General features: G+C 61.9%; 16 protein-coding genes and 1 other RNA gene. 9 read left to right on the top strand and 8 right to left on the bottom strand.

All coding sequences use genetic code 11. The annotated features are described in order from the left end of the window. The first annotated feature begins 3 nt into the window (after nucleotides 1-3). A complete protein-coding gene (locus ELH03_RS22415) occupies nucleotides 4-858 on the top strand; it encodes a prephenate dehydratase (RefSeq protein WP_018070385.1) in 855 nt (284 codons plus the stop codon). A gap of 129 nt (nucleotides 859-987) precedes the next feature. Here ELH03_RS22415 and ELH03_RS22410 read toward each other — a convergent pair whose 3' ends face one another. From ELH03_RS22410 to ELH03_RS22390, 5 genes are all read right to left on the bottom strand, one after another. Then, nucleotides 988-1,356, bottom strand: coding sequence for a VOC family protein (locus ELH03_RS22410; RefSeq protein ID WP_003555800.1), 369 nt, complete (start codon nucleotides 1,354-1,356; stop codon nucleotides 988-990). 195 nt (nucleotides 1,357-1,551) lie between these two features. After that, nucleotides 1,552-1,812 carry a hypothetical protein gene (locus ELH03_RS22405; RefSeq protein ID WP_128400260.1) on the bottom strand — a complete coding sequence of 87 codons (261 nt, stop codon included), beginning with the start codon at nucleotides 1,810-1,812 and terminating at the stop codon, nucleotides 1,552-1,554. Between the two features lie 71 nt (nucleotides 1,813-1,883). Next, on the bottom strand, nucleotides 1,884-2,579 hold the full coding sequence (locus ELH03_RS22400) for a helix-turn-helix transcriptional regulator (protein ID WP_128400259.1): 696 nt from the start codon (nucleotides 2,577-2,579) through the stop codon (nucleotides 1,884-1,886). 4 nt (nucleotides 2,580-2,583) lie between these two features. After that, entirely contained in the window at nucleotides 2,584-3,543 is a 960-nt protein-coding gene (gene nudC / locus ELH03_RS22395) for an NAD(+) diphosphatase (RefSeq protein ID WP_128400258.1), read from the bottom strand. Beyond that, entirely contained in the window at nucleotides 3,540-3,950 is a 411-nt protein-coding gene (locus ELH03_RS22390; RefSeq protein WP_128400257.1) for an HIT domain-containing protein, read from the bottom strand. The genes nudC and ELH03_RS22390 overlap by 4 nt, the downstream gene beginning before the upstream one ends. Nucleotides 3,951-4,039: 89 nt before the next feature. Between ELH03_RS22390 and ffs the strand changes: the two genes are divergently transcribed. From ffs to ELH03_RS22375, 3 genes are all read left to right on the top strand, one after another. Continuing rightward, nucleotides 4,040-4,136: signal recognition particle sRNA small type (ffs, locus tag ELH03_RS22385), an RNA gene on the top strand. 45 nt (nucleotides 4,137-4,181) lie between these two features. Next, nucleotides 4,182-6,059 (top strand): DNA polymerase III subunit gamma/tau, encoded by a 1,878-nt coding sequence (locus ELH03_RS22380; protein ID WP_128400256.1) that lies wholly within the window; start codon nucleotides 4,182-4,184, stop codon nucleotides 6,057-6,059. A gap of 21 nt (nucleotides 6,060-6,080) precedes the next feature. Continuing rightward, a complete protein-coding gene (locus tag ELH03_RS22375; RefSeq protein WP_003555794.1) occupies nucleotides 6,081-6,404 on the top strand; it encodes a YbaB/EbfC family nucleoid-associated protein in 324 nt (107 codons plus the stop codon). A 25-nt stretch (nucleotides 6,405-6,429) separates the two neighbouring features. On the opposite strand, the gene ELH03_RS22370 is transcribed toward ELH03_RS22375, so the two are convergent. Continuing rightward, nucleotides 6,430-7,047, bottom strand: coding sequence for an MOSC domain-containing protein (locus tag ELH03_RS22370; RefSeq protein WP_128400255.1), 618 nt, complete (start codon nucleotides 7,045-7,047; stop codon nucleotides 6,430-6,432). A gap of 57 nt (nucleotides 7,048-7,104) precedes the next feature. Here ELH03_RS22370 and recR point away from each other — a divergent pair, with 57 nt between their 5' ends. Together recR and ELH03_RS22360 are read left to right on the top strand one after the other, a co-directional pair. Then, nucleotides 7,105-7,710 carry a recombination mediator RecR gene (gene recR, locus ELH03_RS22365; RefSeq protein WP_003555792.1) on the top strand — a complete coding sequence of 202 codons (606 nt, stop codon included), beginning with the start codon at nucleotides 7,105-7,107 and terminating at the stop codon, nucleotides 7,708-7,710. 11 nt (nucleotides 7,711-7,721) lie between these two features. Continuing rightward, nucleotides 7,722-8,969, top strand: coding sequence for a lytic murein transglycosylase (locus ELH03_RS22360; protein WP_128409923.1), 1,248 nt, complete (start codon nucleotides 7,722-7,724; stop codon nucleotides 8,967-8,969). Nucleotides 8,970-8,975: 6 nt separating this feature from the next. Here ELH03_RS22360 and ELH03_RS22355 read toward each other — a convergent pair whose 3' ends face one another. Next, nucleotides 8,976-9,431 carry a GNAT family N-acetyltransferase gene (locus ELH03_RS22355; RefSeq protein ID WP_128400253.1) on the bottom strand — a complete coding sequence of 152 codons (456 nt, stop codon included), beginning with the start codon at nucleotides 9,429-9,431 and terminating at the stop codon, nucleotides 8,976-8,978. Nucleotides 9,432-9,454: 23 nt separating this feature from the next. Next, nucleotides 9,455-11,134 carry an MFS transporter gene (locus tag ELH03_RS22350; RefSeq protein ID WP_197729777.1) on the bottom strand — a complete coding sequence of 560 codons (1,680 nt, stop codon included), beginning with the start codon at nucleotides 11,132-11,134 and terminating at the stop codon, nucleotides 9,455-9,457. Between the two features lie 198 nt (nucleotides 11,135-11,332). Between ELH03_RS22350 and rimP the strand changes: the two genes are divergently transcribed. Genes rimP through ELH03_RS22335 form a run of 3 tightly spaced genes read left to right on the top strand, consistent with a single transcriptional unit; the run spans nucleotide 11,333 to nucleotide 14,289 of the window. After that, nucleotides 11,333-11,938: a ribosome maturation factor RimP gene (gene rimP / locus ELH03_RS22345; RefSeq protein WP_018244264.1), complete on the top strand. Its 606-nt coding sequence runs from the start codon at nucleotides 11,333-11,335 to the stop codon at nucleotides 11,936-11,938. A 60-nt stretch (nucleotides 11,939-11,998) separates the two neighbouring features. Then, nucleotides 11,999-13,600: a transcription termination factor NusA gene (gene nusA, locus ELH03_RS22340; RefSeq protein ID WP_018244263.1), complete on the top strand. Its 1,602-nt coding sequence runs from the start codon at nucleotides 11,999-12,001 to the stop codon at nucleotides 13,598-13,600. After that, on the top strand, nucleotides 13,597-14,289 hold the full coding sequence (locus ELH03_RS22335; protein ID WP_197730004.1) for an RNA-binding protein: 693 nt from the start codon (nucleotides 13,597-13,599) through the stop codon (nucleotides 14,287-14,289). The genes nusA and ELH03_RS22335 overlap by 4 nt, the downstream gene beginning before the upstream one ends. Nucleotides 14,290-14,296: the final 7 nt, after the last annotated feature.

Below are 14,296 nucleotides of genomic sequence, written 5' to 3'. Positions count from 1 at the left end.
ATCATGAACATCAAGACCAACAGGATCGCCTTCCAGGGCGAATTCGGCGCCAATTCCGACATGGCCAGCCGCGACATGTTTCCGACCATGGAGCCGCTGCCCTGCCAGACCTTCGAGGATGCGTTCACGGCGGTCGACAACGGCGACGCCGATATCGCGATGATCCCGATCGAGAACACGATTGCCGGGCGCGTCGCCGATATCCATCATCTGCTGCCGGAGTCGCGGCTGCACATCATCGGCGAATATTTCATGCCGATCCGCTTCCAGCTGATGGTGCTGCCCGGTGTCACCAAGGACGAAATCCGCACGGTGCACAGCCATATCCACGCGCTCGGCCAGTGCCGGAAGATCGTTCGCGCCAACGGCTGGAAGCCGGTGATCGCCGGCGATACGGCAGGGGCTGCAAAGCTCGTGAAGGAAACCGGCGACCGCTCGATGGCCGCCTTGGCACCACGCCTTGCCGCCGATCTCTACGGGCTCGAGATCATTGCCGAAAATGTCGAGGATACCGAAAACAATGTGACCCGTTTCGTCGTCCTGTCCCGCGACGAGGAATGGGCGCAGCGGAATTCGGCGGAAGAAAAGGTCGTCACCACCTTCGTCTTCAACGTCCGCAACATTCCGGCCGCGCTCTACAAGGCGCTCGGCGGTTTTGCCACCAACAACATCAACATGACGAAGCTCGAAAGCTACCAGCTCGGCGGAAAATTCGTGGCGACGCAGTTTTACGCCGATATCGAAGGCCATCCGAACGATCCGAACGTGCGCCGGGCATTGGAGGAATTGCGTTTCTTTTCGGAGAAAGTCCGCATTCTCGGCGTCTACAAGGGGCATGCGATGCGAGGCCTGCTTTAGAACAGGATGATTTCAGGCTGGGTCGGCCTGAAATCATCCTGTCTAAATTAAATGGATGGAGCATGATGTTGTCCGAAACCGCTCACACTTTTCGGCATCATGCTCCCGACAGGCCACGCGTCCCTTAAATTATTTATCCGGCTCACAGACACGCAGCCGATGCCCATCCGGATCGAGCACGACGAAGGTCGGGCCGAAATCCAGTTCGGTCAGTTCCTGGGCGATCGGCAGACCGCGCTGGCGCCAGTCTTCATAATGCCTGGCGACGGCATTTTCTCCTTCGACCATGAAGGCCACTTCGCCTCGATTGCCGATGGCGGAGGGCTGCGGCTCGACCTTGCTGCGCCGCCAGAGGCCGAGTGTGAAGCCGCCCTCAAGCGGAAAAGCGACGAAATTCGGCGCTTCCACGGCCGGTTCGCGGTTCAGCAGATTCCGGTAGAAGCTGGCGCTTTCACCGGGGTCCTTGACGTAAAGAATGATGAGGTTGGGGCTGGTCATTTCGGTTCTCCCGTTATTTAAGAATGGCGCCGCGAGAGTTCTCGTCTGCTGACAGATTATGGCAGCAGGCTAACGAGGGCGTTGCGATCGCAACGCCCCGTTCTCGTCGGGCAGAATGTTGATAAGGATGGGCGGCCTAAAGCGATCGCACATGTCGTTGTCGCAAAACCGCAGCACACTTTTGCGCGATATGCTTTAGAGCGGAAAACGGTCCTCGCAGCGCGGGTCGCGTCCGTCGATGAAGCCGAGGTCGCGCTTCAAGTAATCCGGTGTCGCTTCAAGGTCGAGGCCGGTGCGGTCTCCTCTGCTAAATCGGAAAATGTTCATGACCAGGTGCAGCAGGCCGGACGGCGCTGACTGGCGGACATCGGCAAAAGTCTCGGCCGAAATGACATCGGCAAAGGACTCGGCCGCAAAACGGTCGTTGGTGAAATGAATGGCTGGAGGCGTTACCATGATCAGTACTCCTTCCTGGTGGATTGGCACTGATAATAACGCCATCTGCTGACAGTTTATGGCAGCAGCGTTCAGTTCTCCATCGGCACGTCCTGCGTCTCGCGCCATTCCTTGAGGAGCACCGTGCGGCGGCGCGGATAGCGCCCCTCATGCAAGGCCATGTCGATGATGCGATCGGTGCGGAAATGGCGAAAATCCTGGCGCAGTTCGCACCAGGCCATGAGGACCCGCACATGCTCGTAATAGCCGAGCCCGAAAGGCCAGACGCGGCGGCGCGAGATACGGCCCTGCTCGTCGCCATAATGCAGTTCGAGGATACGCTCCAGGCGGATCGCCCTGCGGATGGCCGAGACGTCAGCCTTGTCCTCGTCCCTGCGTTTGGGACCGACGAAAAGTGCTGCCGAATCGATCATCTCGCGCATATCGGCCGGCAGCACGGCGGCAATCTTGGCCAATGCATCGGCGCCGGCGCCGGCAAGGCGCGGCTCGGCGGCGCGGGCCACCCAGCGCGAGCCAAGCACCAATGCCTCCAGCTCTTCTTCGGAAAACATCATCGGCGGCAGCATGAAGCCCGGCTTCAGCACGTAGCCGATACCGGCTTCGCCTTCGATCATCGCGCCCTGGGCCTGCAGGCTGGCAATATCGCGATAGAGCGTGCGCAGGCTGACACCGGTCTCCTCAGCGAGCACCGTGCCGGTCACCGGCCGCCGGTAGCGCCGGAGCGTCTGGAGCAGCGTCAGCAGCCGTTCCGAGCGGGCGACCGGCATGACGCTACCGCTTCCACTCCACCCAGTCGCGCATCAGGCGGTGGGCGATCGCCCCTTTCGGCGGCGAGGCCTTGCCTGTCGCGCTCGGGCGTTCCAGCATCTCGATCGTTTCCTCGCGGGTGAACCAGCGGCAATCCTCCAGTTCCGTCTCGTCGCGGCTGATTTCGGTGGATTTCGCCTCGGCGTAACAACCGATCATCAGGGAATGCGGCATCGGCCAGGGCTGCGAGGCGTGGTAGCGGATGCGGCCGGTGCGGATGCCCGATTCCTCCAGCGTTTCGCGGCGCACGGCGTTCTCGATGGTCTCGCCGGGTTCGAGGAAGCCGGCAAGACAGGAATACATACCAGGCGCGAAATGCGGGCTGCGGCCGAGCAGGCAGAGGTCGCGCTGCTCGTCGACCGTCAGCATGATGACGACGGGGTCGGTTCGGGGGAAGATCATGTGCTCGCAGGCGGCGCAGACACGCTTGTAGCCGCCGATGTGGGTCTCCATCGCCGAGCCGCAGCGGCCGCAGAAGCGGTTGTCGCCGTTCCAGCGGATGAGGCTTGCGGCCTGGGCGAATTCGCCGAGCAACACTTCGTCGATCAGCATTTCGCGAAACAGCGTGCGGCCGTCGGCAGGCTTGTACTGGCTGGTGAGGTCGTCGACATCGATGCCGACGGGAACGGCAAGGCGCGGCTCGCCGGTCTTGCGGTAGCCGAGAAGCACCGTTTCATCCCAATCCGGCTGCAATCCCTGCAGCTCATAGCGGGCAAAGAGCGGGTCGAGCACCTGGCCGTCATGCTTCAGCACCAGCTTATCCCCCGCGAAGGCGAAGATATGAGTGCCTTCCTTAGCCAGCGCCTTTTCGACGGATTGTTCGTCGCGATGTTCGGAATCGCGATTGAGGTCGTTGGCGGCAAAGGCCGTGAGATTGCTGGGTTCCGGATGCGGCACATCCGAATCGAAAAGCGAATGACTCATGATGAAAGGGCTTCCCGCAGCTTCGCTATAAATTCGTCTCTCTTTCCGTCCTCGTAGGGCTCCGCGCGCCCGAAGCCCCAGACGGGACCCGGCCAATTGGCATCGCCTTCGAAGCGGGCAATGACATGAACATGAAGCTGGCGGACGATATTGCCAAGAGCCCCGATATTGATTTTTGTCGCGCCGGTGATCTTCTTCAACGCCTTGGCGACCAGCTCCGTCTCGAAGGCAAGCAGCACCTGGTCGAGTGGCGTCAGCTCGAAGATTTCGGTGATACCGGCGCGGCGCGGTACGAGAATGAGCCAAGGCCAGCGGGCATCCCTCGACAATCTCAGATCGCAGAGACCGGTGATCATGATGCTGACGCTGTCATTTTCCAGCCGGGGGTCGAGCGCGAAACCATTCAAAGGGCATTCTCCTCATGTTTTCCAACGACTAGCAGTTTTTTCGCATGTTGGCTTGCTTTTGATGACGATATTGCCGATATGTGCATCCGGGAGGTTGGTGGTGGACGAGCCACTCGCCAACCGGGTCAGGTCCGGAAGGAAGCAGCCCTAACGAGCCCGGCACGGGTCATCGTGCCAGCCTCCCACCTTCTCTCCACGAAGTGCCCGACGATCCGGGCGACAAGCAGGGCGATGAGCGACACCGAGCGACAATCAAAAGATGCCGCCTCGACGGGCACCGGATACCGGGTGCTGGCTCGCAAATACCGCCCCAAGGATTTCACGGACTTGATGGTCGGCCAGGAGCCGATGGTCCGCACCCTCACCAACGCCTTCGAAACCGGCCGCATCGCGCAAGCCTACATGCTGACGGGTGTGCGCGGCGTGGGCAAGACGACGACGGCGCGCATCCTGGCGCGGGCGCTGAACTACAAGACATCGGAAATCGACAAGCCGACGATCGACCTTCGCACGCCGGGCGAGCACTGCCAGGCGATCATGGAAGGCCGGCATGTCGACGTGATCGAGATGGATGCCGCCTCCCATACCGGTATCGACGACATCCGCGAGATCATCGAGCAAGTGCGCTACCGGCCGGTTTCGGCGCGCTACAAGGTCTATATCATCGACGAAGTGCACATGCTGTCGACACAGGCCTTCAACGGCCTGTTGAAGACTCTGGAAGAGCCGCCGGAGCATGTGAAGTTCATCTTCGCCACCACCGAAATCCGCAAGGTGCCGATCACCGTGCTGTCGCGCTGCCAGCGCTTCGACTTGCGCCGCATCAGCGCCTCCGATCTCGTCGGGCTGTTCACGACAATCGCAGCCAAGGAAGGCATCGAGGCGGAAGCCGACGCGCTGGCGATGATCGCGCGTGCTGCCGAAGGCTCGGCGCGCGACGGCCTGTCGTTGCTCGACCAAGCTATCGCCCATGGCGCAGGCGTCGTGCAGGCGGAAGCCGTGCGCGGCATGCTCGGCCTTGCCGACCGCGCCCGGATCGTCGATCTCTTCCAGCATATCGTCAAAGGCGATGTGGCCGCCGCACTCGGCGAGTTCCAGAACCAGTACGAAGCTGGCGCCAATCCGGTGGTGGTGCTGACCGACCTTGCCGATTTCACCCATCTGGTGACGCGGCTGAAATATGTGCCGGATGCGGCAAACGATCCTTCGCTCAGCGAGGTCGAACGCACCAAGGCGGCGGAATTTGCCAAGGGCGTTGCGGTGACGACGCTGTCGCGCATCTGGCAGATGCTGCTCAAGGGTATTCCGGAAACGGAAGGCTCGTCGCGGACGGCAGGGGCCGCCGAGATGGTACTGATCCGGCTTGCCCATGCCGCGCATCTGCCGGCGCCCGAAGACGCAGCGCGGCGGCTTGCCGAATTTTCCGGCGACAATGCCGGCCCCCGGCCCGCGGCTCCGCCGTCCGGCAATGGCGGCGGCAACGGGACACGGGTTTCCTATCAGAACAGTGTCGCGGCGCGCGCCGCGGAAACCGCACCGAGCCCGCCACAGCCTTCCGCGCCGGTGGCGATGCTGCGAGCCGTGCCGAGCAGCCAGCCCGAGACCATGTCTGTCGGGCGGATCGAGCCAAAGCCGGCGGAAGCCCTGAAGCCGCTCGTCCCGGTCAATTCGGTCGATGATATTGTCCACCTCGCCACCGAGAAACGCGATCCGAAGCTGAAGGCGATGGTGCGCACATTCTTGCGCCCCGTCCGGATTGAAGCCGGCCGGCTCGACGTCAGCCTGGCTCCCGGTGCGCCGACGACGCTGCTCAACGAGCTTGCCGTCAAGCTGAAGGAATGGACCGGCATCCATTGGATCGTCAGCCTCAGCCGCGACGAGGGCCAGCCGACGCTTGTCGAAGCGGAGGCCAGGACCCGGGAACAGCATGTGATCGACGCGCGCCAGGACCCTGACGTGGCGGCAATCCTTGCGCATTTCCCCGGTGCTAAAATCATCGATGTGCGCGTACGGGCGCCCGAACCGGAGGAGGAAGGCGAGGTGACGCCGCCGGCCGCCGCCGAATCCGAGGAAGGTGACATCCTGCCGGGCGACGACATAGAATTCTAGGTTTCAAGAAGGAGCGAGACGATGCGCGACATCATGGGCATGATGGGCAAAGTCAAGGAAATGCAGGCCAAGATGGAGCAGATGCAGGCGGAGATCGCCGAGCTCACGGCCGAAGGCAAGGCGGGCGGCGGTCTCGTCGCCGTCGTCATCTCGGGCAAGGGCGAGCTGAAGAGCCTGAAGATCGATCCGTCGCTGTTCAAGGAAGACGATGTCGAGATCCTCGAGGACCTGATCGTCGCCGCCCACAAGGACGCCAAGGACAAGGCCGAGGCGCTGGCCGCCGAAAAGACCAAGGCGCTGACGGCCGGCCTGCCGATCCCGCCCGGCTTCAAGCTGCCGTTTTGATCTATACGCCGCCTATGCCCAGTGGTCAGCGCCCGGCTTCCAACAACGCTCGAAGCTTGTGGTGGATCGGTGAGGCGAGATATCGCGCCCGGTCCGCCTCCGAAAGCCGCCGGCCGAAAGTTTTCATCAGCTCCGGCATCGTCACCTTCTCTCCCGTAAAAAGTCGATGGTCGACCGGCATTCCGGCCTCGACCACACCGCCTTTGATGACGCGGCAATAGATGCCGGGACGGGCGGCGTCGGTGTAGCGCTTGACGAATGTCGGATCGGCCATCCTGGCGGCGAAGGTGGCGCAGGGAATGCGGGATGACGTGACTTCGAGGACGAAATCGCCGGCGACGAAGCGGTCGCCGACAGAGACGTCGCGATTGTCGAGATCCGATATCACCATGTTTTCGCCGAAAGTGCCAGGCTCATAAGGCCCGCCGAGCTCCCTGCTCCACCAGTCGAGCGTCAGTGATCCCTCGACATAGACCGCCTGGTCGACGCCACCATGGTGTTTGCGGTTGCAGATGGCATCGCCGACAAGACCTTCGGCATCGATCAATACGGCACCATTGACGGCATGTTTGAAGATGCCGGTCTTGTAGCTCTTGCCGGGCAGCCTTTCGGGATTGCCGGTGCACAGCGCCAGGATTTTCATGGGATGGCCAATCCTTCCGCGATTCCGTTTCCGTTCCATATCAGTTAAGAACGGCGCATGGCAAAACGAGTCACCGGCCCCGAAATCGAAAAACTCATCCAGCTTCTGGCAAAGGTGCCGGGCCTCGGGCCGCGCTCGGCGCGCCGGGCAGCACTGCATCTGATCAAGAAGAAGGACCAGCTTCTCGGCCCGCTGTCGAATGCGATGGGCGAGGCCTATGACAAGGTGAAGATCTGCTCGCGCTGCGGCAATGTCGATACGGTCGACCCCTGCATTGTCTGCACCGACACGCAACGCGATCAATCCGTCATCATCGTCGTCGAGGACGTATCGGATCTCTGGGCGCTGGAGCGGGCAGGCGCGATGAACGCCGCCTATCATGTGCTCGGCGGCACGCTGTCGCCGCTCGACGGGGTCGGTCCCGACGATCTCAATATTCGCGGCCTGATCGACCGGGTCGGCGAAGGCGGCATCCGGGAACTGATCATCGCGGTCAACGCCACCGTCGAGGGACAGACGACGGCGCATTATATCACCGACCAGCTGCAGGGGCTCGACGTGAAGATCACGCGCCTGGCGCACGGCGTGCCGGTTGGCGGCGAACTCGACTATCTTGACGAGGGCACGCTTGCGGCGGCACTTCGGGCGCGGACGGTGATATGAGGGGTTTGTCTATGCCGAAGAGCACGGGGATATTCGCACTCGCATTGGCGGCAGCTCTCCTGCCCCTCTCCTGTTACGCGGCCACTTCGAAAGCCGATGTCGAGGCGCAGTTCGAAAAATGGGTGCAGAGCGACCTCTGGCCGGAGGCGAAGGCGAACGGCATTTCGGAGAAGGTCTTTCAAGCCGCTTTCTCCGGCATCACGCTGAACTGGAACTTGCCCGATCTTGCCCCGCCCGGTTTCCCGCCGCCGAAGGAGCAGAAACAAACGCAGGCCGAATTTTCCTCGCCCGCTCCCTATTTCAACGAGGATCAGCTGAAAAAACTTGCCGCAACGGGACGCGGCTTTGCCGCCCAATATGGCTCGACGCTGAAGCGGATCGAAAAGACCTATGGCGTGCCGGGCTCGATCGTGCTTGCCATCTGGGGCCGGGAGACGGGCTTCGGCGCCGCGAAGATCCCAAATTCGGCGATCGAGGTGCTGGCGACCAAGGCCTTCATGTCGACGCGCAAGGAGATGTTCCGCACCGAGCTGGTGGCCGCACTCCATATTCTCGACGGCGGCGACGTCACACCTGCCAACTTCAAGGGTTCGTGGGCGGGCGCACTCGGCCAGCCGCAATTCATGCCGACCAGCTATCTAAAATATGCCGTGGATTTCGATGGCGACGGTCACCGCAATATCTGGACCTCGGTGCCCGATACGCTCGCCTCGATCGCCAATTACCTGGTCAAGAAAGGCTGGCAGCGCGACCGCGACTGGGGCTTCGAGGTGTCGATACCGGAGGCGGTCTCCTGCGCGCAGGAGGGACCCGATCTGGCAAAGCCGCTGTCGCACTGGGCCTCGCTCGGCATCGACCGCATCTCCGGCAAAGGGTTTCCCTCCGGCGAGATGAAGGCTGAGGGCTTGATGCTGGTGCCGGCCGGCCGCGACGGACCGGAATTCATCGTCACCCCGAATTTCTACATCATCAAGGAATATAATAATTCCGATCTCTACGCGCTCTATATCGGCAATCTCGCCGACCGCATCGCCTATAATGGCGGCGCCTTCCAGGGCAGATGGGGCGATGTCGGCAAGATGCTGCGCTCGGACATCGCCGCCATGCAGAAGGCGCTGGAACGGCAGGGCTACGATGTCGGCGGTTCCGACGGTCTGCCGGGCTACAAGACCCGGCGTTCGATCGGCCAGTGGCAGGCAAAGAACGGCATGAAGCCGACATGTTTTCCCGAGGCGACGATGAAGGGCAAACTGAAGTAGGCGGCTTCAGAGATTGCGTTTCAAACCTTCATGGCTGGCAACGAAACCGAGCTTCTCGTAGAAGCGGATCGCATCCCCTCGCGTCTTGTCCGATGTCAGCTGCACGAGGCCGCAGCCACGCTCGGCGCATTGGGCGATCGCCCATTCGATGAAGTGCGAGCCGAGGCCTGAGCCGCGAAGATCGCTTGCGACACGCACGCTTTCGATCTGGCCGCGCCACATGCCCGTCCTCGAAAGGCCGGGAATAAAACTCAGTTGCAGGCAGCCGACGACCCGATCGGCCGCGTCGGTTGCGACGGCCAGAAGCTGATTGGCATCCGCCTCGATCGCCGCGAAGGCCGAGAGGTAACGCGCGTCGACGGGATCCAAAACGATCTCCCTGGTGCCGCCAAGATCGTCATCGGCCAGAAGCCGGACGATGGCGGCAAGATCGGACCGGCGGGCGAGCCTGAATCTATACATGCTTGATCTATGCATAGCTGGTCTCAATGATGCAAATCGATCGGCGCCTTGTGGAAGACGTCGTCACCCGGTGGAATGGCCTGGCGTTCGATCATGCGGTGGACATGCAGCGGACCTTCGCCGCGGTGAAGCGCACGAAGCCTGTCGGTGTTTTCGGCATCGGCCTGCGTGCGCCGCTGGTTGTGTCTTATATATTCGACCCAGGTCGGCGTATGGTAGGTTTCCGTCCAGAGGCTGGGATTTTCGAGATCACGCATCAGCGCCCAGTTGCGGGCGCCGTCGCGGATGCGGATGCGGCGGCGCTCGCCCATCAATTCCATGAACTCGGCAAGGTCCTCATCGGCAATCTCGTAATCGACCTGGATGACGATCGGCCCGCTGCGCGGCGTGATGTCGAGACTGAGGGCCGGCTCGGTGAAGCGGTTCAGCGGGTCGAGATTGAGCGAGGCGAAGGCCGGCATCGAAAAACGCAAGCCGATGGCGATGCCGAGCAGCATGACGACGGATGACATCAGCAGCGCATCGGCAACGCCATAGCGATCGGCGGCGACGCCCCACAGCCAGCTGCCGCCGGCGATGCCGCCGAAGGTGACGGTCTGATAAAGCGACAGCGCACGGCCGACCACCCAGCGCGGTGTCGAAAGCTGGACGATGGTGTTGAAGAGCGAAAGTGCGGAGACCCAGCAGGCGCCGGAGACGAGCAGCCCGGCAGAGGTGAGGACGGCACTCGGGCTGAAGGCGGCGATAACAGCACTCAGTGCAAAGCCGGCAAAGGAGAGGCGGATGATCATCTCGCTGGAAAGCACTTGGCGAAGCCTCGCATTCAGCACCGCGCCGCCGATCGCGCCGATGCCGAAGGCGCCGAGCATGAAACCATAGGTCAGCGGCCCGCCGGCAACGAGATCGAGGGCAACGACCGGCAGCAGCGCCAGGATCGAGCTGGCGCCGATGCCGAAGAGCAGCCCTCTGACGAGGACCTTTTCTAGATTGGGCGACATCGAGACATAACGCAGGCCGGCGAAGATGGCGCTGCCGAGCGCCTCGCGCGGCAGGGTCGAGACGGGCGCGGCTGGCCGCCAGCGCAGCAGGGCATAGATCAAGGCGAAGTAACTCAACGTGTTGACCGCGAAGGCGGCGGCCGCGCCGGCAGCCGCCACGATGACGCCGCCGATTGCCGGCCCCACGCTGCGGGTGATGTTGAAACCCATGCTGTTCAGCGTGACCGCGGCCGGCAGATCGGCGCGCGGCACCATGTCGCCGACCGAGGCCTGCCAGGAGGGATTGTTGAGAGCGGTGCCGCAGCCGATCAGGAAGGTGAAGAAGAGCAGCAGCCAGGGCGTAATCCAGCCGAGAAGGGCGGAGGCCGTCAGCAGCGCCGAGACCGTGAGCATCATGCACTGCGCCGTCAGCATGACCCGGCGGCGGTCATAATTGTCGGCCAGAGCCCCCGATATCAGCGAAAACAGCATGATCGGCAGCGCCGTCGAGGTCTGCACCAGTGCGACCATATCCTCCGAGGCGGTGATCGTCGTCATCATCCAGGCGGCGCCGACCGCCTGGATCAGGCCGCCGAAATTCGAAGAAAGGCTCGCAAACCAGATGGTGCGGTAGGTATCGTGCCGCAAAGGCGCCAATGTCGACGAAGTGTAGGCCACGATTTCTCCCGCTTTTGTTATTGCGCGCCAACGGCAATATATGCGCAAGACCGGCGCTGGCCATAGGCCTGTTCGCGTCGCCGGAAGGGAATTGGCCGAATCGGTCGCAGACCTTGCAATTTCGGAAAAACCCGACTATATGCCTCTCAAATTCTTGATCGCTTGATGAAGAGTGGGCCGCAAGGACCCGCTCTTTTTTATTACCGCGATCGCTTAAACAGCATGAAATTGCGAGGAGCGCACCGCTTGTCGGACATGACAAACGCAGACAACGAACTTGAGCCGCGGCTGATTACCGAAACCGGGCTCGACCAGCGTCTTGCCGATATCATCGAACCCGTTCTCGTCGGCATCGGCTTTAGGCTTATCCGCGTCCGTATGCTGAACCAGAACGGCGCGACGATGCAGGTTATGGCCGAACGCAACGACGGCACGATGTCGGTTCAGGATTGCGAAGAAGTCTCGATGGCGATTTCTCCCGTCCTCGATGTGGAAGATCCGATCGATAAAGAGTATCATCTGGAAGTGTCTTCGCCCGGCATCGACCGTCCGATGGTGCGGAAATCCGATTTCGTCCGCTGGCAGGGCCACCTTGTGAAATGCGAGACGTCGATCTTGATCGACAATCGCAAGCGCTTCCGCGGCAAGATCGTCGAAGCAGGCGCAGATGGTTTCACGCTCGAGCGTGACCAGGTTGCCTATGGGGAAGAGCAGAAGGTCACCATTCCCTTCACGGCGCTTAGCGATGCGAAGCTCATTCTGACCGACGACCTGATCCGCGATGCGTTGCGCGCCGACAAGCTGGCGAAAGCCCAGGCCGCCAACCAGAACGAAGCAGAAGACGAAGAATAACCGATCAACAGACCGCTCTAGGGACGGGAACCCGGCGAGTAAAGACGGAGAAACAAGACAATGGCAGTCAGTGCGAACCGGCTCGAACTTCTGCAGATCGCAGATGCAGTGGCGCGCGAAAAAGTCATCGACCGCGAGATCGTGCTGGCCGCAATGGCCGATGCCATCCAGAAGGCGGCACGCTCCCGTTACGGCACCGAGTCCAACATCCGGGCCGACATCAATCCGAAGACCGGCGAAATCCGTCTGCAGCGCCTGCTTGAAGTCGTCGAGAAGGCCGAGGATTATTCGACGCAGATCCCGCTGGAGCTTGCCCGCGACCGCAACCCGGATGCCGCACTCGGCGACTTCATCGCCGATCCGCTGCCGCCGATGGATTTCGGCCGCATCGCCGCACAGTCGGCCAAGCAGGTGATCGTGCAGAAAGTGCGTGAAGCCGAGCGCGACCGCCAGTTCGACGAATTCAAGGATCGCGTCGGCGAAATCGTCAACGGTACAGTCAAGCGCGTCGAATACGGCAACGTCATCGTCGATCTCGGCCGTGGCGAAGGCATCATCCGCCGCGACGAAATGATCCCGCGCGAAAACGTCCGCTATGGCGACCGCGTCCGTGCCTATGTCTATGATGTCCGTCGCGAGCAGCGCGGTCCGCAGATCTTCCTGTCGCGCACGCATCCGCAGTTCATGGTGAAGCTCTTCACCATGGAAGTGCCGGAGATTTACGACGGCATCATCCAGGTGAAGTCGGTCGCCCGCGATCCGGGTTCGCGCGCGAAGATTGCGGTGATCTCGAACGACAGCTCGATCGATCCGGTCGGAGCCTGCGTCGGTATGCGCGGCTCGCGCGTTCAGGCCGTCGTCGGCGAGCTCCAGGGCGAGAAGATCGACATCATTCCATGGTCGCAGGACCCGGCGACTTTCGTCGTCAACGCCCTGCAGCCGGCCGAAGTCGCCAAGGTCGTTCTCGATGAGGATGCCGAGCGTATCGAAGTCGTCGTTCCCGACGAGCAGCTGTCGCTTGCGATCGGCCGTCGCGGCCAGAACGTCCGCCTCGCCTCGCAGCTGACCGGCTGGGATATCGACATCATGACGGAAGCCGAGGAATCGGAACGCCGCCAGAAGGAATTCAACGAGCGCACCAACCTGTTCATGGATTCGCTCGATGTCGACGAGATGGTCGGCCAGGTTCTGGCTTCGGAAGGTTTTGCCGCGGTTGAAGAACTGGCTTATGTCGATCTCGACGAAATCTCTTCGATCGACGGTTTCGACGAGGAGACCGCGCAGGAAATCCAGCAGCGCGCCCGCGAATTCCTCGAGCGTCTCGAAGCCGAGATGGACGAGAAGCGCAAGGCGCTCGGTGTTCAGGACGAACTGCGTGAAATCAACGGTATGACCGCCCAGATGATGGTGGCGCTCGGCGAAGACGGCATCAAGACGATCGAGGACTTTGCCGGTTGTGCTGCCGACGATCTCGTCGGCTGGACGGAGCGCAAGAACGGCGAAACGAAGAAGTTCGAGGGTCTGTTCTCGAAGTTCGACGTGTCGCGCGTCGAAGCAGAACAGATGATCGTCCAGGCCCGCCTTTCGGCTGGCTGGATCACGCAAGAGGACCTGGATAAGGGGACCGAGGAAGAGGTCACCGAAGCCGAACAAGAAGCATGATGACCGCGCATGAACCGGACGCTCCTCTCGAGGACGACGATCTTGCAGGTTATGACGTGAACAGACGCATGTGCATCGTGACGCGCGAAAGCGGATCGCCTGAAGAGCTGATCCGCTTCGTCGCCGCTCCCGATGGAACAGTTGTCGCCGATCTGAAGCGCGAGCTTCCGGGACGCGGATGCTGGGTGAAGATCGACCGGTCGCTGGTCGACAGGGCAGTGGCGAAGAAGCTCTTCGCCCGCGCGCTGAAGACGGATGTAAAGGCGGCGGACGATCTCGGCGCGAGTGTCGATCGGCTGCTCGCGGCGCAATTGATGCAGATGATGAACATGGCGCGGAAAGCCGGCCAGTTTGTCAGCGGCTCCTCGAAAGTGGATGCGGCGGTGAGAAGCGGAGCAGCCCTTGCGGTGTTCCACGCGACTGGCGCAGCGGACGACGGCGTCCGGAAAATCGACCAGGCCCGCAAGGCCTGGCACCTCGGAATGGAGACCGAGGAGGAGATACCTTCCTTCCGTCTCTTCTCGGAGAGCGAAATGGAAGGCCTGATGGGCCAGAATGCTTTTATCCATGCCGCAGTGCTTGCAGGGCAGGCGGGTGAAGGTGTAGTGAAGCGCGCAAAGATGCTCGAACAGTACCGTATTGGCGGTCAGTCCCGGGCAGCGGGCGGCGCTGGCCGGCAAAAACAATGAGGCGGTC

It is taken from the genome of Rhizobium beringeri (genome assembly GCF_004306515.1).
GTDB lineage: Bacteria > Pseudomonadota > Alphaproteobacteria > Rhizobiales > Rhizobiaceae > Rhizobium > Rhizobium beringeri.
Note: the sequence above shows the minus strand (reverse complement) of the source record. Positions and strands in the feature narration are given on the sequence as shown.